We start from the raw sequence: 20,142 nt of genomic DNA on the forward strand, positions 1-20,142 counted from the left end.
AGGGGCTTTTTTTATTCTGTCCGCAAGTTCTGTGATTCCCGCCACAACTCCATACTTCTCTGTCACGCTTTGTGCATATGCACAGTGCGTAGTTTCAGACACTCTTTTATGCTGATGCCCTGCTCAGGGGAGGGTTACATGGCTGGCTGGCATCTTGATACCAAAATGGCGCAGGATATCGTGGCGCGAACGATGCGCATCATTGATACCAATATTAACGTAATGGATGCCCGCGGGCGCATTATTGGCAGCGGCGATCGTGAGCGTATTGGTGAATTGCACGAAGGCGCGCTGCTGGTGTTGTCGCAGGGGCGGGTGGTTGATATCGATGATGCGGTCGCTCGCCATCTGCACGGCGTGCGTCAGGGGATTAACCTGCCGCTGCGTCTTGAAGGGGAAATCGTCGGCGTTATCGGATTAACCGGCGAGCCCGAATCGCTGCGTAAGTATGGTGAGCTGGTGTGTATGACCGCGGAGATGATGCTCGAACAGTCGCGGCTGATGCATCTGCTGGCGCAGGACAGCCGCCTGCGTGAAGAACTGGTCATGAACCTGATTCAGGCGGAAGAAAATACCCCGGCGCTCAACGAATGGGCGCAGAGACTGGGCATCGACCTCAATCAACCACGGGTGGTGGCGATGATTGAAGTTGATAGCGGCCAGCTTGGCGTCGATAGCGCGATGGCGGAACTACAGCAGTTGCAGACAGCGCTGACCACGCCGGATCGCAACAACCTGGTGGCGATTGTCTCGTTGACCGAGATGGTGGTATTGAAACCCGCGTTAAATGCCTTTGGCCGCTGGGACGCCGACGACCACTGCAAGCGCGTTGAGCAACTGATTGCCCGTATGAAAGAGAACGGCCAGCTACAGTTCCGCGTTGCGTTAGGTAATTTCTTTACTGGTCCGGGCAGTATCGCACGCTCTTATCGGACCGCGCGTACGACGATGATGGTAGGGAAGCAGCGGATGCCGGAAAGCCGCAGCTACTTTTATCAGGATCTGATGCTGCCGGTGCTGCTGGATAGCCTGCGCGGCGGCTGGCAGGCCAATGAGCTGGCGCGCCCGCTGACGCGACTGAAGGCGATGGATAACAACGGCCTGTTGCGCCGCACCTTGCAGGCATGGTTTCGTCATAACGTGCAGCCGTTGGCCACCTCAAAGGCGCTGTTTATTCATCGTAATACCCTGGAGTATCGTCTCAATCGGATTTCGGAATTAACCGGGTTGGACCTGGGAAGTTTTGACGACCGTCTGCTGCTGTACATTGCATTGCAGCTGGATGAGCAACGCTGACACACTCCCGCCTCAGGCGGGAGTGGAAATGACGGATTACAGGCGCTGCAGCCCGCGGGTTGTCACTTGCCAGGTGACGGTATTGGGTTGTTGCCAGCTATTGCCATTGAGCGGATTAATAATAACGGAACGATTTCCCGCTTCGGCATGGAAGACTTCAATGGTATAGCCCTCATCCAGGATGGCGGTATCAACATAGTCGCCAAGCTGCGATGATCCTTTAATCGACTGGCGATACACCACCGAACCACGCGTATTGTATACATTGACCGTGGCGTAAGTGGTCGTAAAGTGCTTATTCGGTACCACCGCATTGGCGCTAAAGGTCAACGCGCCGCTGCCAATATCCATCTCCATCCCGGCAAAGCAAACATCATCATCGCCAAGCAGTTGCCAACTGAAGCTATCGCCATACAGTGCGGTTTCCTCTTCTGTATCAGTGGCTTCCTCATCCGGTTCATCAGGCGCGAGCGCATAGACTTGGAGGCCCGTTTTCACCACGCGCCAGCGGTTATGCTGTTTCAGCGTGACGGCGTTTTGGGTCGTGCCATTAGTGGCGCTGGAGCGGTATGGTTCATCATGGAAAATCTCGATGATCATCCCTTCCGCGAGGGTAATCGTTTCGCTGTTTGCCAGATTGTTGGTAGCACCGGCGTAGCTGCGTTGATAAACAACCGTATCGTCCTCGGCAGTAACCGTAATGCTGGCATAGGTATGGGTGGTGTAATACGAGTGCGGTGTGCCGGCCCGTGTCGCGACCGTCATTGCGCGTTGTTTATTATCGATAACGATCTGGCAAAACTCGTTATTGCCCTGACCGCGGAGATCGAGCGTCACGCTTTTGCCCGTTAGCTCGCCCGGATCGTTATTATCCTGAGGCAGGACATCGGCATACGCTTTAAGCAGTTCACTGCGCCGGGGTTCTTCAATATGGGGGAGCATCAGCCAAAGATCGTTTTTACAGACGCACTCTTCCTGCGCTACCAGCGAGGGCTGAGTACGGATAGCCTGAGCGTTATGCTCGAAAATCGCCTCTAAGTCATCCGCCGGACTATTGCCGAGAATAAAGTTATACAGACCATTATCATCAATGCGTATCAGTTGGTATTTCTCACGCGCAACCAGGGTTAAATATCCCGGTGAGGTTTTCAGCCGTCCCGGCTCCATGTGGGTGATATATAAGTGATAGTGAGGGCTGAATGGAATAATCACTTTACCCGTCGCGCAGTTGGTGCCGGTCATCTTACGCTCAAACACTTTTTCACCGTTGGCGGAGAGTACACTGACTGCGGCATACAATGTCCCGGGGTAGTAGCTGTGCGGGGTGGCGCTGGTCACATTGAGAATAAGCTGCTGGTTTTCGTAATCAACATCCAGGTGGGCAAAAGGCGCATCGCTATAACCTAAAAAGGAGATCGTCACGTTACGTTCGCTGGTATCGTTTTGCTGAACGTAGTTGACGGTGACCGTATTGGCGCCTTCTTTTACGGTGATATAGCTGATATCCGGGCGATATTTTTGCGAGCGGCCTTTAGGCAGTTCGACCTGATACACGCCGATTGGCATGTCCTTCAGGGTCAGGACGTCACTATTAATCACCAGTGAATAATGGTTGCCGCAATTATCCTTGATAGCCAGCGTCTGACCGTAAATTTGCTCCGGGCGATCGATATTCAGCGTCAGGGTCAGCGCCCCCGTTTTGCCTAATATTGCCAGTTCGCTGTTATCCACCAGCCAGAAGAAGGAATCCAGCCCTAACTGTTGGCGCGCGCTATCCCATTCGCTTTGCGGTAGAAAACGATACAGCGGATAGAGCGGTTTTGTCGCCAGCGAGACGATATTTTCCCGGGTGGCGTTTTTCAGCGTTAAACCGCAGAGCTCGATAAACGGCGTCACATCATATCCCGCGGAGGTAGCGATGGCGGTTGCCAGCATATCGGCAAGCTGATGATCCGACGGCTGGAAGCTCTCGCTATTGGCAAGTTGGCGATAGTTCTGATTAAAGGTGCGGAAGGATGCGATACCTGCTTTGAATAACATCAGCATCAGGAATTGCAGGCGCGAACGCAGGCTCCAACTGGTGACCGGCGTCTTGTCGGTAATATAGTTAACCAACTGTGCTTCCTGCGCGGCCAGCTTACCGTAGTTGTATAGCCAGCCATCGGTATATAGATGATTATCCTGACTCAGCGTGAGCTGTTGATAGAAGGAAGCGTAAATATTGTTCCACACTTCGCTGACGGAAAGCGTGGGATCCTGCATAAATTTACCCTGATAGCCGTGGCCGCTTTCATGCAGGATAACCCACTGCGTGGCGACGTTATCCAGCCAGCCTTCGCCAACCGTGGCGGCGGTCTGCGCGCACCAGTTGGTATTATAATAAGCCGAACCGACGCCATGTTTATCCGCCCGCAAAAAGTAGCGGTTGGCAACGTTCTGATTCCATTGCGAATCGGGATTTTCGCTTAGTCCGGCCCAATCGTTATAGCTGGTGAAAAGGTGGTTATAAAAACGGTGTAACGACGCTAATCCCGCTTTCATCGCGTTGTCGCGGTCGGCGTAGGGCAACAGCAGATTGATAACATCCAGATCCACCAGCGCGAAAGACGATTTATTATTCTCCCAGTCCAGGAAAAACGTCTCTTCAGACTGTCCTGATTTCCAGCTGGGGAGCGGTTTCGTCGCCGCGGGTTGTTGGTAAATCACGGAGAACTCGCAGGGGCTGTCGGTAAACAACGTATCGACAAACGGCACAGAATCGACGGTGGTGCTAATCGTTGTCCAGTTGGTGGTCAGAGCGCTGGATTTTTCCACTGCGCTATCATCACACATCAGGCGCAGGGTCGAGATGCCGTTGCTGAGATCGGTTTGCCGAATTTTCAGCACCGTATTGGCGGGCAGAATAAAGCCCAGCGCCTGACGATCGTGTTTTCGTCCTTTCTCAAAACCCGCCTTATCCAGCCAGGTGGCGGATTGTAGGGTGTAACATTTTTGTTCAATTTCCTGTGTCATAGCTTGACCTCCTTTTAGGTGGAAATTGAACATAAATGAATTTAAAAAAATAATTAATTCATATAGATACGTTGATGATGGGAAATGATGTTAGTGAGGTATAACTGAGTTTTGCTGTTAGCGAAGATGATCTACGGGTGACAAAATTGAGGATGGAGTCGGGGAAGAGGGCCAGTAGCTGGCCCGTAGCAGGCGGATTTATTTGCGCGTCAGTTTTTCCAGATCGGCTTCAATTTCACTGATCTTATTGGTGACGACGCTTTCCAGATGGCGTAAATCGTCAAGGATCTTACGCTTGAGGTCGATTTCAGTACGATCGCGCTGGCAGAGCTGATCCAGTTCGTCGATGACATAACGCAGGTTCGGACTAATCTCCTGCACTTCTTTGTAGCCCTGACCGACGCCGTCGGCGACCACGGTTTTACGCTGGCGTGGGTATTTAAACTTCACGCTTTTAGCGAAGAATTCGCCTTTATCTTTCTGGAAATAGATCTTCAGGATGTCGTTGTTAGCTTCCTGGCGCAGGCTATAGCGATCGATTTCATCAGGATTGGTAATGCCAAGACTTTTCAGATTATCGTACATAACGGTACCTTTGATATCATCATAACCATTGAATAATTAACGAAAAAATTCATCTTCGCCAGCGTCAGATATAAAAAAAGCGGGATATCTCCCGCTTTTTGTTCTGCTTAGTCGATGGTACGCAGCAGTTCGTTGATACCGACCTTACCGCGGGTCTTCGCATCAACCTTTTTCACGATCACCGCACAGTACAGGCTGTATTTACCATCTTTCGACGGCAGGTTGCCGGAAACGACAACCGAGCCCGCCGGCACGCGGCCGTAATGGACTTCGCCGGTTTCGCGATCGTAGATTTTGGTGCTCTGGCCGATGTACACGCCCATGGAGATCACCGCGCCTTCTTCAACGATAACGCCTTCAACGATTTCAGAGCGCGCGCCGATGAAGCAGTTATCTTCGATGATGGTCGGGTTAGCCTGCAGCGGCTCGAGAACGCCGCCGATACCGACGCCACCGGACAGGTGAACGTTTTTACCGATCTGCGCGCAAGAGCCGACGGTGGCCCAGGTATCAACCATGGTGCCTTCATCAACATAAGCGCCGATGTTGACGTAGGACGGCATCAGCACGGTATTGCGCGCGATGAACGCGCCCTGGCGGACTGCCGCCGGCGGCACTACGCGGAAGCCTTCTTTCTGGAAGCGTGCTTCGTCGTAGTCGGCGAATTTCATTGGAACTTTATCGAAGTAGCGGCTTTCCGCACCATCGATAACCTGGTTATCGTTAATACGGAAAGAGAGCAGTACCGCTTTCTTCAGCCATTGATGTGTCACCCACTGACCGTCGATCTTCTCAGCGACGCGCAGCGCGCCGGAATCCAGCAGGGCAATAACCTGGTTAACCGCTTCGCGGGTGACGGTATCCACATTTGCCGGTGTGATGTCGGCGCGACGCTCAAAGGCGGACTCAATAACGTTCTGTAACTGCTGCATTGTTTCTTTCCATTCACTTAAAAAAATACGTTACCCTTTATCGTTTGGATTGAGGGCCTCTGTCAACCGTTGTTGCACTTCTTGTTGCAGCTCATTATTAAGGGCACGCCGGTCGGCGGTGGCGATTATAAATAAATCTTCTACTCGCTCGCCAATTGTCGTAATTCGGGCTCCGTGAAGCGAAATCCCGAGGTCGGCGAACACCTGACCGACGCGGGCGAGCAGCCCTGGCTGATCGAGCGCAATGAGCTCAAGAAATGATTTCCGGTCGGTATGGGTCGGCAGAAAATTCACCTCAGTGGCGACGGAAAAATGACGTAGTTTAGCCGCCTGGCGACGCGGGGCCGGCGGCTCCCAGCTGCGTTGAGTTATTGTCTGCTCAAGACCGTGGCGAATCGCCTCGTGGCGATCGGCGGAAAGCGGGCTGCCGTCGGGTTCAAGGACGATAAAGGTATCCATCGCCATGCCGTCGCGGGTGGTGAAGATCTGCGCATCGTGAACGCTGAGGTTGCGCCGATCCAGTTCGCCGCAGACGGCGGCGAACAGGTAAGGGCGGTCTGGGCTCCAGATGAAGATCTCGGTGCCGCCGCGGGTGGCCCGCGAACTCAGCAGGATCATCGGTTTACTGAGATCGTGCTTCAGCAGGTTGCGGGCGTGCCAGGCGAGCTGGTTCGGCGTATGCCGCACAAAGTAGTTCGCCCGGCAGCGGTTCCAAATCTGGTGCAGCGCCTCTTCATTGATATTGTCCATGCGCAACAGCGCCAGCGCCTGCAGCTGATGGTGGCGTACCCGTTCACGCATATCCGGCGTGCTCTGCATACCGCGGCGCAGCTGTTTTTCGGTGGCGAAATAGAGCTCGCGTAGCAGGCTTTGCTTCCAGCTGTTCCACAGCGTTTCGTTGGTGGCGCAGATATCGGCGACGGTCAGGCATACCAGATAGCGCAGGCGATTTTCCGTCTGTACCTCTTCGGCGAACTGTTTAATCACCTCCGGGTCCTGAATGTCGCGGCGCTGGGCGGTTACCGACATCAATAGATGCTGGCGTACCAGCCAGGCGACCAGCTGCGTCTCCCGCGAATTGAGCCCGTGGAGCTCTGCGAATTTCAGCACGTCTTCGGCACCGAGAATCGAGTGATCGCCGCCGCGGCCTTTAGCGATATCGTGAAACAGGGCGGCGATGAGGATAAGTTCAGGATGGGCCAGCCGCGGCCACAGCTCAACGCACAGCGGATGGCGGCTGCGGGTCTCTTCTTTCGCGAAGCTTTCCAGCTTTAACAAGACGCGTATGGTGTGTTCGTCGACGGTATAGGCGTGAAACAGGTCGAATTGCATCTGACCGACAATATGCGACCACTGCGGCATATAGGCCCACAGCACGCTGTGGCGATGCATCGGCAGCAGGCCGCGACTCACCGCGCCCTGATGGCGCAGCATGCTGAGGAAGAGAGTTCGCGCCTCCGGGATATAGCACAGTGGCTGCGTCAGGTGGCGGCGCGCGTGGCGCAGGTGACGCAGAGTAGTGGAGTAAATGCCGGTGATGCTGCTGTTGCGCACCATAATAAAGAACATCCGCAGAATTGCCTGCGGCTCGCGCATAAACAGGGTGTCGTCACGCAGGTCTATCAGGGGGCCGCGCAGTTGGAAATCATCATCAATAGGCCGCGGTTTTTCGTTCTCGGTTAGCGCGAGGATCGCCTCGTCAAACAGCTGCAGTAGCATGTTATTGAGTTCACTCACCCGACGCGTGACGCGGAAGAAATCTTTCATCATGTGTTCGATCGGCTGATTGCCTTCGCCTTCATAGCCGAGGCGGTGGGCGACATTCAGCTGACGATCGAAAAGCAGGCGGTTATCGTAGCGATTCACTTCAAGATGCAACGCAAAACGGATACGCCAGAGCTGGTGCAGGCACTCGTTAAGCTCGTTGCGCTCGGCTTCGGTGAGGAAGCCGAAGCCGACCATTTCATCAAGCGAGGTGGCGCCGAAGTGGCGGCGGGCCACCCACTGCAGGGTATGTATATCGCGCAGGCCGCCGGGGCTGCTTTTGACGTCCGGCTCCAGGTTGTAACTGGTGCCATGGTAGCGCTGGTGGCGAACATTCTGCTCTTCAACCTTGGCGGCGAAGAACTTTTCCGACGGCCAGAAGCCGTCGCTAAAAATATGTTTTTGCAGTTCAAGGAACAGCGCGACGTCGCCGATGAGTAGGCGGGATTCAATTAAGTTGGTGGCGACGGTAAGATCCGAAAGCCCTTCGAGCAAACACTCTTCGAGGGTACGCACGCTGTGGCCGACTTCGAGCTTAACGTCCCACAGCAGGGTCAGGAGCTCGCCGACCTTTTGCGCCTGCTCGTCCGGCAGCTTTTTACGGCTCAGAATCAGCAGGTCGACGTCGGAGAGCGGGTGCAGCTCGCCGCGGCCATAGCCGCCAACGGCCACTAGCGCCAGGTCGCAGACGGATTCAAAACCATAGTCGACCCACAGCCGCTGCAGCAGCTGGTCGATAAACTCGGTGCGCGCCGCGATGAGCTGCTCTGCGGCGATGCCGTTATCAAATGCCTCTCCGAGCCAGTGCTGGAAGGTATCGATGTGCGCCTTGATTGCGGCACAGTTCAGATCGCCCTGCGGCCAGTTCACTGGATGTTCCGGCGGGATGGGCAGAAGAGGGGAGGCTGTGTCAGGTAAAGAGTTGCTCATCGCGTCACCATAAGAAAAAACTATCTAATAAAAAAGCCGGCGGGCGCCGGCTTTTCATTATTCGTCGTGCGAGATTATCGCCGGGATGGTGTCATCCTTGCGTAGCGTCAGAATTTCGCAGCCGTTATCGGTTACCACAATAGTATGCTCGTACTGCGCAGACAAGCTACGGTCTTTGGTTTTCACCGTCCAGCCGTCCTTCATGCTACGGATCTCTTTCTTACCGGCGTTGACCATCGGTTCGATGGTGAAGGTCATACCCGGCTTGAGCACCACGTCGGTTTCCGGCGAATCATAGTGCAGTACCTGCGGTTCTTCGTGGAAGCCGCGGCCGATACCGTGCCCGCAGTACTCGCGCACCACGGAGAAACCTTCCGCTTCAACGAATTTCTGGATCGCCGCGCCGATCGCGCGCAGGTTGATCCCCGGTTTAACCATCTTCAGCGCCAGATAGAGGCTTTCCTGGGTGATGCGGCACAGGCGCTCGCCGAGGATAGTCGGTTTACCGACGATGAACATTTTTGAGGTATCGCCGTGGAACTCATCTTTAATCACGGTCACGTCGATATTAACGATGTCGCCGTCTTTCAGCAGTTTGCCGTCATCCGGGATGCCGTGGCACACCACTTCATTAATAGAGATACAGACCGATTTCGGGAAGCCGTGATAGCCGAGGCAGGCGGAGACCGCTTTCTGTTCATTAACAATGTAGTCGTTGCAGATGCGATCCAGCTCGCCGGTGCTGACGCCCGGTTTGACGTAGGGTTCGATCATTTCCAGCACTTCGGCGGCCAGGCGGCCGGCAACGCGCATTTTTTCGATGTCTTCAGATGTCTTGATAGAGATAGCCATGGAATATGTCCAGCAGTGTCGATTTTTTCGACAATAATAGATTAAGTCCTGTCAATGGTAACAGTCCGGGTACGCTGGTGCCAAATTGAGAATCATTAACAGCACGAGACGTCAACAAGAGTTGGTGTCTGGCCAGGTTTTGTGGTATAAAGCGCGCCGGACTTCCGTTCCATCTCAGATACACAAGGATGGACGTAAGCGACATACTCATATTGTGTAAATAACACACACGTATCGGCACATATTCCGGGGTGCCCTTTGGGGTCGGTAATATGGGATACGTGGAGGCATAACCCCAATTTAATCTATAGAGGTTTTAAACATGGCAACTGTTTCCATGCGCGACATGCTCAAGGCTGGTGTTCACTTCGGTCACCAGACCCGTTACTGGAACCCGAAAATGAAGCCTTTCATCTTCGGCGCGCGTAACAAAGTTCACATCATCAACCTTGAGAAAACTGTACCGATGTTCAACGAAGCTCTGGCTGAGCTGAACAAAATCTCTGCCCGTAAAGGCAAGATCCTGTTCGTTGGTACTAAGCGCGCTGCAAGCGAAGCGGTAAAAGAAGCTGCTAACAGCTGCGACCAGTTCTTCGTGAACCATCGCTGGCTGGGCGGTATGCTGACTAACTGGAAAACCGTTCGTCAGTCCATCAAACGTCTGAAAGACCTGGAAACTCAGTCCCAGGACGGTACTTTCGAGAAGCTGACCAAGAAAGAAGCGCTGATGCGCACTCGTGAGCTGGACAAGCTGGAAAACAGCCTGGGCGGTATCAAAGACATGGGCGGCCTGCCGGACGCACTGTTCGTTATCGACGCTGACCACGAGCACATCGCTATCAAAGAAGCAAACAACCTGGGTATCCCGGTATTTGCTATCGTTGATACCAACTCTGATCCGGACGGCGTAGACTTCGTTATCCCGGGTAACGACGATGCAATCCGCGCAGTTAGCCTGTACCTGGGCGCTGTTGCAGCTACCGTTCGTGAAGGTCGCTCTCAGGACCTGGCTTCTCAGGCGGAAGAAAGCTTCGTAGAAGCTGAATAATAAGGTTTAAGCCCTTATTAGTACCGTGTATGAATAGGGGCCAATTTTAGGCCCCTTTTTTCAATTTATGCTGTTTGGCCGCAGGCCGGGCAGTTTCCACATCTCCCGAGGATTTTAGAATGGCTGAAATTACCGCTTCCCTGGTAAAAGAGCTGCGCGAACGTACTGGCGCAGGCATGATGGATTGCAAAAAAGCACTGACTGAAGCTAATGGCGACATCGAGCTGGCAATCGAAAACATGCGTAAATCCGGCGCGATCAAAGCGGCGAAAAAAGCAGGCAACGTTGCTGCTGACGGCGTGATCAAAACCAAAATCGACGGCAACTACGGTTACATTCTGGAAGTTAACTGCCAGACTGACTTCGTTGCTAAAGATGGTGGTTTCCAGGCATTTGCTGACAAAGTACTGGACGCCGCTGTTGCTGGTAAAATCTCCGACGTTGAAGTTCTGAAAGCGCAGTTCGAAGAAGAACGTGTTGCCCTGGTTGCTAAAATCGGCGAGAACATCAACATCCGTCGTATCGCTATCCTGGAAGGCGACGTTCTGGGCAGCTACCAGCACGGTGCGCGCATCGGCGTTCTGGTTGCCGCTAAAGGCGCTGACGAAGAGCTGGTTAAGCAGCTGGCAATGCACGTTGCTGCAAGCAAGCCGGAATTCGTTAAGCCGGAAGACGTTTCTGCTGAAGTAGTAGAAAAAGAGTACCAGGTTCAGCTGGACATCGCGATGCAGTCCGGTAAGCCGAAAGAAATCGCAGAGAAAATGGTTGAAGGCCGTATGAAGAAATTCACCGGCGAAGTTTCTCTGACTGGTCAGCCTTTCGTTATGGAGCCGAGCAAATCTGTTGGTCAGCTGCTGAAAGAGCACAACGCCGACGTTACTGGCTTCATCCGCTTTGAAGTGGGCGAAGGCATCGAGAAAGTTGAGACTGACTTTGCAGCAGAAGTTGCTGCGATGTCCAAGCAGTCTTAATTTTTTAAAAAAAGGAGCCGCCTGAGGGCGGCTTCTTTTTGCGCCTCTCTTGTAAAATCAGCCAATCGCTTATAGTGACTGCGCTGAACGATGACATACAATGTCGTCAGAATTAACTCATCTCAATCGTTGACAGTCTCAGGAAAGAAACATGGCTACCAATGCAAAACCCGTCTACAAACGTATTCTGCTGAAGTTAAGTGGCGAAGCTCTGCAGGGTTCAGAAGGCTTCGGTATTGATGCAAGCATACTTGACCGTATGGCTCAGGAAATCAAAGAACTGGTTGAACTGGGTATTCAGGTTGGCGTAGTGATTGGTGGCGGTAACCTGTTCCGTGGTGCTGGTCTGGCGAAAGCGGGTATGAACCGCGTTGTGGGCGACCACATGGGCATGCTGGCAACGGTCATGAACGGCCTGGCAATGCGTGATGCGCTCCATCGCGCCTATGTGAACGCTCGCCTGATGTCCGCAATCCCGCTGAACGGCGTGTGTGACAACTATAGCTGGGCGGAAGCGATTAGCCTGCTGCGTAACAATCGCGTGGTGATCCTCTCCGCAGGTACCGGCAACCCATTCTTTACTACCGACTCCGCAGCCTGCCTGCGCGGTATTGAAATCGAAGCCGACGTGGTGCTGAAAGCGACCAAGGTTGACGGCGTGTTTACCGCTGACCCGGCGAAAGATCCTTCCGCCACCATGTACGATCAGCTGACCTACGGCGAAGTGCTGGATAAAGAGCTGAAAGTGATGGATCTTGCCGCCTTCACCCTGGCGCGCGACCACAAACTGCCGATTCGCGTATTTAACATGAACAAGCCTGGCGCGCTGCGTCGTGTGGTGATGGGCGAAAAAGAAGGCACATTGATTACGGAATAATTCCCGTCGGCGCTAATTCCGGGTAATATTCCGCTTTACTTTAGCGGGGAAGTTGCCCGGTTAATTGAATTAATCCGGACTATACTTAGCTCACTTTTGCGGTGAGCGACCGTGTGGTCTGTCTGAGACAAGTTTTCAAGGATTCGTAACGTGATTAGCGATATCAGAAAAGATGCTGAAGTACGCATGGAAAAATGCGTTGAAGCATTCAAAAACCAAATCAGCAAAATTCGCACGGGTCGTGCTTCTCCAAGCCTGCTGGATGGCATCATTGTAGAATACTACGGCACGCCGACTCCGCTGCGTCAGCTGGCAAGCGTTACGGTAGAAGATTCCCGTACGCTGAAAATCAACGTCTTCGACCGCTCTATGAGCCCGGCCGTTGAAAAAGCGATTATGGCGTCTGACCTGGGTCTGAACCCAAGCTCTGCGGGTAGCGATATCCGCGTTCCGCTGCCGCCGCTGACAGAAGAACGTCGTAAAGATCTGACCAAGATCGTGCGTGGCGAAGCAGAGCAGGCGCGTGTCGCCGTGCGTAACGTTCGCCGTGACGCGAACGACAAAGTTAAAGCTCTGCTCAAAGAGAAAGAGATCAGCGAAGATGACGATCGCCGTTCTCAGGACGACGTGCAGAAAATGACTGACGCCGCCATTAAGAAAGTTGATGCGGCGCTGGCAGAGAAAGAAGCGGAACTGATGCAGTTCTGATTTTCTGCCGTTACGCGGGCCCGGGATATTCGGGGCTGCGTAAAGTCTGAAACGCCGTACAGAAGACCGTACGCTCAATATTTGGGATTGCGTTAAAATAGCTGGCCTTGTAGCCTTCCGTTCTATACCGAAGGTCATTCGCCGCCGTTTTAGCCCCGAGGATTGATGCATAAAGGGCTTGCTGGCGGCGTTTTGCTTTTTATCCTGTCACAATTCTTCTGGACGTCTCATGAAGCAATTAACCGTTCTCGGTTCGACCGGTTCAATCGGCTGCAGCACGCTGGACGTGGTGCGCCATAATCCCGAAAGCTTTTCCGTCGCCGCGCTGGTCGCGGGGAAAAATGTCGACCGTATGGTTGAACAATGTCTGGAATTTTCCCCCCGCTTTGCGGTGATGGATGATGCGCAAAGCGCTGAGCGTTTGCGTACGCTGCTACGTGAACAGGGCTGCCGCACGGAAGTGCTGAGCGGTAAGCAGGCGGCGGCCGACGTCGCGGCGCTGGATGAAGTCGATCAGGTGATGGCGGCCATCGTTGGCGCGGCCGGTCTGGCGCCGACGCTGGCCGCCATTCGCGCCGGCAAAACGGTGTTGTTAGCGAATAAAGAGTCGCTGGTGACCTGCGGCCGCCTGTTTATGGACGCGGTTCAGCAGTATGGCGCTCGCCTGTTGCCGGTTGATAGCGAACATAACGCGATTTTTCAGAGTTTGCCGGAAACAATTCAAAACCATCTGGGATACGCTGACCTGACGCAGAACGGCGTCTCGTCGATTCTGCTGACCGGTTCCGGTGGACCTTTCCGGGAAACGGCGATTTCTGAGCTGGCGGCAATGACGCCGGATCAGGCTTGCCGCCATCCGAACTGGTCAATGGGACGCAAAATTTCCGTTGATTCCGCCACGATGATGAATAAAGGGCTGGAGTACATCGAAGCCCGCTGGCTGTTTAATGCCTCTGCTCAGCAGATGGAAGTCATTATTCATCCGCAATCGGTGATTCACTCCATGGTTCGCTATCAGGACGGCAGCGTGCTGGCGCAATTAGGCGAGCCGGATATGCGCACGCCGATCGCCCATACCATGGGGTGGCCGCAGCGCCTGAACTCCGGCGTTAAACCGTTGGACTTCTGTCAATTGAGCAACCTGAGTTTCTCAGCGCCGGATTACGATCGCTATCCGTGCCTGAAGCTGGCAATGGACGCTTTTGATGTCGGCCAGGCCGCGACGACGGCGTTGAATGCCGCTAACGAAGTTTCGGTGGCGGCGTTTCTGAATAGCGAAATCCGCTTTACCGATATTGCGGCGGTTAACCAGGCGGTGCTGGATAGTATGGCGCTCAATGAACCGCAAAGTATTGATGAAGTGGTTGCGATTGATGCCGAAGCGCGCGTCGCCGCACAGCGACAACTCCGATAACACATGGCGTAGGGGAGCCCCTGTAACGCGTTGTGATATTTGTGGGCGCTGGGCTTCGGTGATATAGTCTGCGCCACCCGATCGTTGCATTTTGTTGTGAAAGATTACGGTGGCCGTGGCAAGACACGGCTTTTTTGCGTAAAGCTTTTGGTTGTTCTCTGCGATTGGCTGTAGCTCCGGCGCCGGATAAAAATGCGTATTCAGCGCTGCCCGGCGGCGTGTGTGTTGTGGCTTAGCTAATCCTTATTATGGACTTAAAACGCGTTATGTTGTCTGCTAATCAAACTGTCAGCAAAATGTCGCCTGCGCATGGTTGTCGCCATGTCGCCATTATCATGGACGGCAACGGTCGTTGGGCGAAACAACAAGGTAAAATTCGCGCCTTTGGCCATAAAGCTGGAGCGAAATCTGTTCGTCGCGCGGTCTCCTTCGCGGCGAATAATGGTATTGAAGCATTAACGCTTTACGCATTCAGTAGTGAAAACTGGAACCGTCCGGCGCAGGAAGTGAGCGCGCTGATGGAACTGTTTGTCTGGGCCCTGGATAGCGAAGTAAAAAGCCTGCATCGTCACAATGTCCGCCTGCGGATTATCGGCGAGACGACACGCTTTAATGCCCGACTGCAGGAGCGCATTCGTAAGGCGGAAGCGTTGACGGCAAACAATACGGGGTTAACGCTGAATATCGCCGCTAATTACGGCGGCCGCTGGGATATTGTCCAGGGGGCGCGTCAACTGGCAGAACAGGTACAAAACGGGTTGCTAAAACCTGAAGAGATCACGGAAGAGTTGCTGAGCCAGCAAGTGTGTATGCATGAACTGGCTCCCGTCGATTTAGTTATTAGGACCGGGGGAGAGCACCGAATAAGTAACTTTTTGATTTGGCAAATTGCCTATGCCGAACTTTACTTTACGGATGTTCTTTGGCCCGATTTTGCTGAACAGGACTTTGAAGGTGCACTCCATGCATTCGTTAGTCGAGAGCGTCGTTTTGGCGGCACAGAAGAGCCGGGTGGCAGTCATGCCTGATGGGGGTCACTTTTGCTGAAGTATCGCCTGATTTCCGCTTTCGTTTTAATTCCCGTCGTTATTGCGGCGCTTTTTCTATTGCCGCCCGCGGGCTTTGCTATTGTCACACTGGTCGTTTGTATGCTCGCCGCGTGGGAGTGGGGGCAATTAAGCGGTTTCACCTCAACGACGCAGCGCGTGTGGCTGGCGGTGCTTTGTGGCCTGCTGCTGGCGCTAATGCTCTTTATGTTGCCCGAATATCACTATGACGCTCATCAACCGATGGTTGAGGGATCGTTATGGGCTTCGTTTGGCTGGTGGATTGTCGCGTTGGTGCTGGTACTCTCTTATCCGGCTTCGGCGGCGTTGTGGCGTCATTCGAAAGCGCTGCGTCTTATCTTCGGCGTGCTGACTATTGTCCCGTTTTTCTGGGGCATGCTGGCGCTGCGGGCCTGGCATTATGCCGATAACCACTATAGCGGCGCGGTGTGGCTGCTGTACGTCATGATTCTGGTGTGGGGCGCGGATTCCGGCGCCTACATGTTCGGTAAAATGTTCGGCAAGCATAAGCTGGCGCCAAAGGTTTCCCCGGGGAAAACCTGGCAGGGTTTCTTCGGTGGCCTGCTGACGGCCGCGGTTATCTCCTGGGCGTACGGCATGTGGGCTCATCTGGATGTCACCCCAACTGTGTTGCTGATTTGCTCGGTGGTGGCGGCGCTGGCTTCAGTGCTGGGCGATTTGACGGAAAGTATGTTTAAGCGTGAAGCCGGCATCAAGGATAGCGGGCATCTGATCCCTGGACATGGCGGTATTTTAGATCGCATTGATAGCCTGACGGCTGCGGTGCCGGTGTTCGCTTGTCTGCTGTTGTTAGTCTTCAGGACGATTTGACGGAAGGTTTTATGCTGAGCGTTCTCTGGAATTTGGCCGCTTTTATTATTGCGCTTGGCGTACTGATCACCGTGCACGAGTTCGGCCATTTCTGGGTGGCTCGTCGCTGCGGCGTGCGTGTTGAACGTTTTTCCATTGGTTTTGGTAAAGCGTTGTGGCGCCGCGTAGATAAGCAGGGTACTGAATTTGTTATCGCGCTGATCCCACTCGGCGGCTATGTGAAGATGCTCGACGAACGCGTTGAGCCAGTGGCGCCGGAAATACGCCATTATGCGTTCAACAATAAAACCGTCGGTCAGCGTGCGGCCATCATTGCCGCAGGCCCTATCGCCAACTTCATTTTTGCCATCTTTGCTTACTGGCTGGTGTTTATCATCGGCGTCCCTGGCGTACGTCCGGTTGTTGATGAAATATCGCCCAATTCCATCGCTGCGCAAGCACAAATTGCAAAAGGAATGGAACTTAAAGCGATAGATGGCATCGAAACGCCTGATTGGGATGCAGTTCGTATGGCGTTAGTCGCGAAGATCGGCGACCAACAAACAATACTTACCGTCGCCCCTTTCGGGACGAACCAACGTCAGGATAAAATCCTCGATCTGCGTCACTGGGCGTTTGAGCCGGATAAACAAGATCCGGTGGCCTCGCTGGGCATCAAGCCGCGTAGCGCGCAGATTGATACCGCCCTGGCTGAGGTACAACCTCAGTCGGCCGCGCAGAAAGCAGGTTTGCAAGCGGGAGACAGGATCGTTAAAGTCGATGGTCAACCGTTAACGCAGTGGATGACGTTTGTTAATCTGGTGCGTGATAATCCGGGCAAGGCGCTGGCTCTGGAGGTCGACAGACAAGGTACGCCGCTGTCGTTGACTTTGACTCCGGATACGAAGTCGGTGAAAGGCAAGGCTGAAGGGTTTGCAGGGGTAGTACCAAAGGTTATCCCGCTGCCTGATGAATACAAGACAGTGCGTCAGTACGGGCCGTTTGCCGCCATCGCCGAAGCCACGGATAAAACCTGGCAACTGATGTCGTTAACGGTCAGGATGCTGGGCAAATTGATAACCGGTGATGTCAAACTGAACAACCTCAGTGGGCCGATTTCTATCGCTCAGGGGGCTGGAATGTCAGCGGAATTTGGGTTGATTTACTATCTGATGTTCCTTGCGCTGATAAGCGTGAACCTTGGAATAATCAACTTGTTCCCGTTACCCGTCCTCGACGGGGGGCATCTGCTGTTTTTGGCGATTGAAAAGCTGAAGGGCGGGCCGGTATCCGAGCGAGTTCAAGACTTTAGTTATCGCATTGGCTCAATACTGCTGGTGCTGTTAATGGGGCTTGCACTTTTCAATGATTTCTCTCGGTTGTAAGAGAGTTTGTTAGGAAGAACGCATAATAACGATGGCGATGAAAAAGTTGCTCATAGCGTCGCTGCTGTTTAGCAGCGCGACTGTATACGGTGCTGAAGGGTTCGTGGTGAAGGACATTCATTTCGAAGGCTTGCAGCGTGTCGCTGTTGGTGCGGCCCTCCTCAGCATGCCAGTGCGTCCTGGCGATACGGTGACCGATGATGATATCAGTAACACCATTCGCGCTCTGTTTGCCACTGGCAACTTTGAGGACGTCCGCGTCCTGCGCGATGGTGATACCCTGCTGGTGCAGGTGAAAGAGCGCCCAACAATTGCGAGCATTACCTTCTCCGGCAACAAGTCGGTGAAGGATGACATGCTCAAGCAAAACCTTGAGGCATCCGGCGTTCGCGTTGGGGAATCTCTCGATCGCACCAAGCTTGCCGATATCGAAAAAGGGCTGGAAGATTTCTACTACAGCGTCGGTAAATATAGCGCCAGCGTTAAAGCTGTCGTGACGCCGCTGCCGCGTAACCGCGTCGACCTGAAACTGGTTTTCCAGGAAGGCGTCTCGGCGAAAATCCAGCAGATTAACATTGTCGGTAACCACGCTTTCACCACTGACGAACTGATTTCTCACTTCCAACTGCGCGATGAAGTGCCGTGGTGGAACGTTGTCGGCGATCGTAAATACCAGAAACAGAAACTGGCGGGCGACCTTGAAACCCTGCGCAGTTACTATCTGGATCGCGGCTACGCGCGTTTCAACATCGATTCGACGCAGGTTAGCCTGACGCCGGACAAGAAAGGCATCTATATCACCGTAAACATCACCGAAGGCGAGCAGTACAAGCTCTCCGGCGTGCAGATTACGGGCGATCTGGCGGGCCATTCCGCGGAAATCGAATCGCTGACCAAAATTGAGCCGGGCGAGCTGTATAACGGCACCAAAGTGACCAAAATGGAGAATGATATTAAGAAACTCCTCGGTCGCTATGGTTACGCCTATCCGCGCGTCCAGTCGCAGCCGGAAATCAACGACACGGATAAAACCGTGAAGCTGCATATCAACGTTGATGCCGGTAACCGTTACTACGTGCGTAAAATTCGCTTCGAAGGTAACGACACCTCCAAAGATTCCGTCCTGCGCCGCGAAATGCGCCAGATGGAAGGAGCGTGGCTGGGCAGTGACCTGGTCGATCAGGGTAAAGACCGTCTTAACCGTTTAGGTTATTTCGAAACCGTCGATACCGATACCCAGCGCGTGCCGGGTAGCCCGGATCAGGTCGATGTCGTTTACAAGGTGAAAGAGCGTAACACCGGTAGCCTGAACTTCGGTATCGGTTACGGTACCGAAAGCGGCGTCAGCTTCCAGGCAGGCGTTCAGCAGGATAACTGGTTAGGCACCGGCTACTCTGTTGGCATTAACGGGACCAAGAACGACTACCAGACCTATGCTGAACTGTCGGTCACCAACCCGTATTTCACCGTAGATGGCGTGAGCCTCGGCGGCCGCATCTTCTATAACGACTTCGATGCGAACGACGCGGATCTGTCTGACTATACCAACAAAAGCTATGGTACAGACGTCACCCTCGGCTTCCCGATCAACGAATACAACTCGCTGCGCGCAGGTTTAGGTTACGTTCATAACTCCCTGTCCAATATGCAGCCGCAGGTGGCGATGTGGCGTTACCTGAATTCGATGGGGCAGTACCCGGATACCACTAACGATAATAACTCGTTTAGCGCCGACGACTTCACCTTCAACTATGGTTGGACGTACAACCGCCTCGATCGCGGCTACTTCCCGACTGAAGGTTCGCGTGTCAACCTGAACGGTAAAGTCACTATTCCGGGCTCTGATAACGAATACTACAAAGTGACGCTGGATACTGCGACCTATGTACCGATCGATGACGATCATCAGTGGGTCGTGCTTGGTCGTACGCGCTTCGGTTACGGTGATGGACTCGGCGGTAAAGAGATGCCGTTCTATGAGAACTTCTATGCCGGTGGTTCAAGTACCGTTCGCGGCTTCCAGTCGAATACGATTGGTCCGAAAGCGGTTTATCTCCCTTCAACTACCAGTCGTGATGACTATGATACGGAATGTGCGAGCACTGAAAGCGCGCCTTGTAAATCGGACGATGCGGTGGGCGGTAACGCCATGGCGGTCGCCAGCCTTGAGCTGATTACCCCAACGCCGTTTATCAGCGATAAATACGCTAACTCGGTGCGTACTTCCGTGTTTATGGATATGGGGACCGTCTGGGATACTAACTGGGATTCCACGAAGTACGGTGGCTACCCTGATTACAGCGATCCAAGCAACATTCGTATGTCTGCGGGTATCGCGGTACAGTGGATGTCGCCGTTGGGGCCGTTGGTCTTCTCCTACGCCCAACCGTTTAAAAAGTACGATGGAGACAAAGCCGAGCAGTTCCAGTTTAACATTGGTAAAACCTGGTAATTGTCGGCGACAACGGAATGTAAGTGCAGTATAGCGCTG

Annotated in this window: 15 protein-coding genes; 10 read left to right on the top strand and 5 right to left on the bottom strand. The window is 53.6% G+C overall.

Features of this window, described 5'->3' with window-relative positions; genetic code table 11:
- Positions 1-138 precede the first annotated feature (138 nt).
- A complete protein-coding gene (locus tag EAE_RS11815) occupies positions 139-1,296 on the top strand; it encodes a CdaR family transcriptional regulator (protein WP_015368175.1) in 1,158 nt (385 codons plus the stop codon).
- Positions 1,297-1,332: 36 nt separating this feature from the next.
- On the opposite strand, the gene EAE_RS11820 is transcribed toward EAE_RS11815, so the two are convergent.
- The 5 genes from EAE_RS11820 to map all read right to left on the bottom strand — a co-directional run bounded on the left by EAE_RS11820 (position 1,333) and on the right by map (position 9,371).
- The gene (locus EAE_RS11820; protein WP_015704442.1) at positions 1,333-4,308 is read right to left on the bottom strand and encodes a putative mucin/carbohydrate-binding domain-containing protein; all 2,976 of its coding nucleotides are present in this window, start codon (positions 4,306-4,308) and stop codon (positions 1,333-1,335) included.
- A gap of 198 nt (positions 4,309-4,506) precedes the next feature.
- The gene (locus tag EAE_RS11825) at positions 4,507-4,893 is read right to left on the bottom strand and encodes a DUF3461 family protein (RefSeq protein ID WP_015368173.1); all 387 of its coding nucleotides are present in this window, start codon (positions 4,891-4,893) and stop codon (positions 4,507-4,509) included.
- A gap of 107 nt (positions 4,894-5,000) precedes the next feature.
- Complete coding sequence (gene dapD, locus EAE_RS11830; RefSeq protein ID WP_015368172.1) at positions 5,001-5,825, bottom strand: 2,3,4,5-tetrahydropyridine-2,6-dicarboxylate N-succinyltransferase; 825 nt, start codon at positions 5,823-5,825, stop codon at positions 5,001-5,003.
- A gap of 30 nt (positions 5,826-5,855) precedes the next feature.
- Complete coding sequence (gene glnD, locus EAE_RS11835; protein ID WP_015704443.1) at positions 5,856-8,519, bottom strand: bifunctional uridylyltransferase/uridylyl-removing protein GlnD; 2,664 nt, start codon at positions 8,517-8,519, stop codon at positions 5,856-5,858.
- A 57-nt stretch (positions 8,520-8,576) separates the two neighbouring features.
- Positions 8,577-9,371 carry a type I methionyl aminopeptidase gene (gene map / locus EAE_RS11840; protein WP_015704444.1) on the bottom strand — a complete coding sequence of 265 codons (795 nt, stop codon included), beginning with the start codon at positions 9,369-9,371 and terminating at the stop codon, positions 8,577-8,579.
- Positions 9,372-9,693: 322 nt separating this feature from the next.
- Between map and rpsB the strand changes: the two genes are divergently transcribed.
- The 9 genes from rpsB to bamA all read left to right on the top strand — a co-directional run bounded on the left by rpsB (position 9,694) and on the right by bamA (position 20,103).
- Entirely contained in the window at positions 9,694-10,419 is a 726-nt protein-coding gene (gene rpsB / locus EAE_RS11845) for a 30S ribosomal protein S2 (protein ID WP_004858107.1), read from the top strand.
- 119 nt (positions 10,420-10,538) lie between these two features.
- A complete protein-coding gene (gene tsf / locus EAE_RS11850; protein WP_015368168.1) occupies positions 10,539-11,390 on the top strand; it encodes a translation elongation factor Ts in 852 nt (283 codons plus the stop codon).
- A gap of 151 nt (positions 11,391-11,541) precedes the next feature.
- The gene (pyrH, locus tag EAE_RS11855) at positions 11,542-12,267 is read left to right on the top strand and encodes a UMP kinase (RefSeq protein ID WP_015704445.1); all 726 of its coding nucleotides are present in this window, start codon (positions 11,542-11,544) and stop codon (positions 12,265-12,267) included.
- Between the two features lie 150 nt (positions 12,268-12,417).
- Complete coding sequence (gene frr, locus EAE_RS11860) at positions 12,418-12,975, top strand: ribosome recycling factor (RefSeq protein WP_015368165.1); 558 nt, start codon at positions 12,418-12,420, stop codon at positions 12,973-12,975.
- Positions 12,976-13,204: 229 nt separating this feature from the next.
- Positions 13,205-14,389 (top strand): 1-deoxy-D-xylulose-5-phosphate reductoisomerase, encoded by a 1,185-nt coding sequence (gene ispC, locus EAE_RS11865; protein ID WP_015704446.1) that lies wholly within the window; start codon positions 13,205-13,207, stop codon positions 14,387-14,389.
- A gap of 266 nt (positions 14,390-14,655) precedes the next feature.
- A complete protein-coding gene (gene ispU, locus EAE_RS11870; RefSeq protein WP_015368162.1) occupies positions 14,656-15,417 on the top strand; it encodes a (2E,6E)-farnesyl-diphosphate-specific ditrans,polycis-undecaprenyl-diphosphate synthase in 762 nt (253 codons plus the stop codon).
- Positions 15,418-15,429: 12 nt separating this feature from the next.
- Entirely contained in the window at positions 15,430-16,287 is an 858-nt protein-coding gene (gene cdsA, locus EAE_RS11875) for a phosphatidate cytidylyltransferase (RefSeq protein ID WP_015368161.1), read from the top strand.
- Positions 16,288-16,298: 11 nt separating this feature from the next.
- A complete protein-coding gene (rseP, locus tag EAE_RS11880) occupies positions 16,299-17,651 on the top strand; it encodes a sigma E protease regulator RseP (RefSeq protein ID WP_015704447.1) in 1,353 nt (450 codons plus the stop codon).
- A 31-nt stretch (positions 17,652-17,682) separates the two neighbouring features.
- Positions 17,683-20,103 (top strand): outer membrane protein assembly factor BamA, encoded by a 2,421-nt coding sequence (gene bamA, locus EAE_RS11885; RefSeq protein ID WP_015704448.1) that lies wholly within the window; start codon positions 17,683-17,685, stop codon positions 20,101-20,103.
- Positions 20,104-20,142 lie beyond the last annotated feature (39 nt).

The organism is Klebsiella aerogenes KCTC 2190, from assembly GCF_000215745.1.
Classification (GTDB): Bacteria; Pseudomonadota; Gammaproteobacteria; order Enterobacterales; family Enterobacteriaceae; genus Klebsiella; species Klebsiella aerogenes.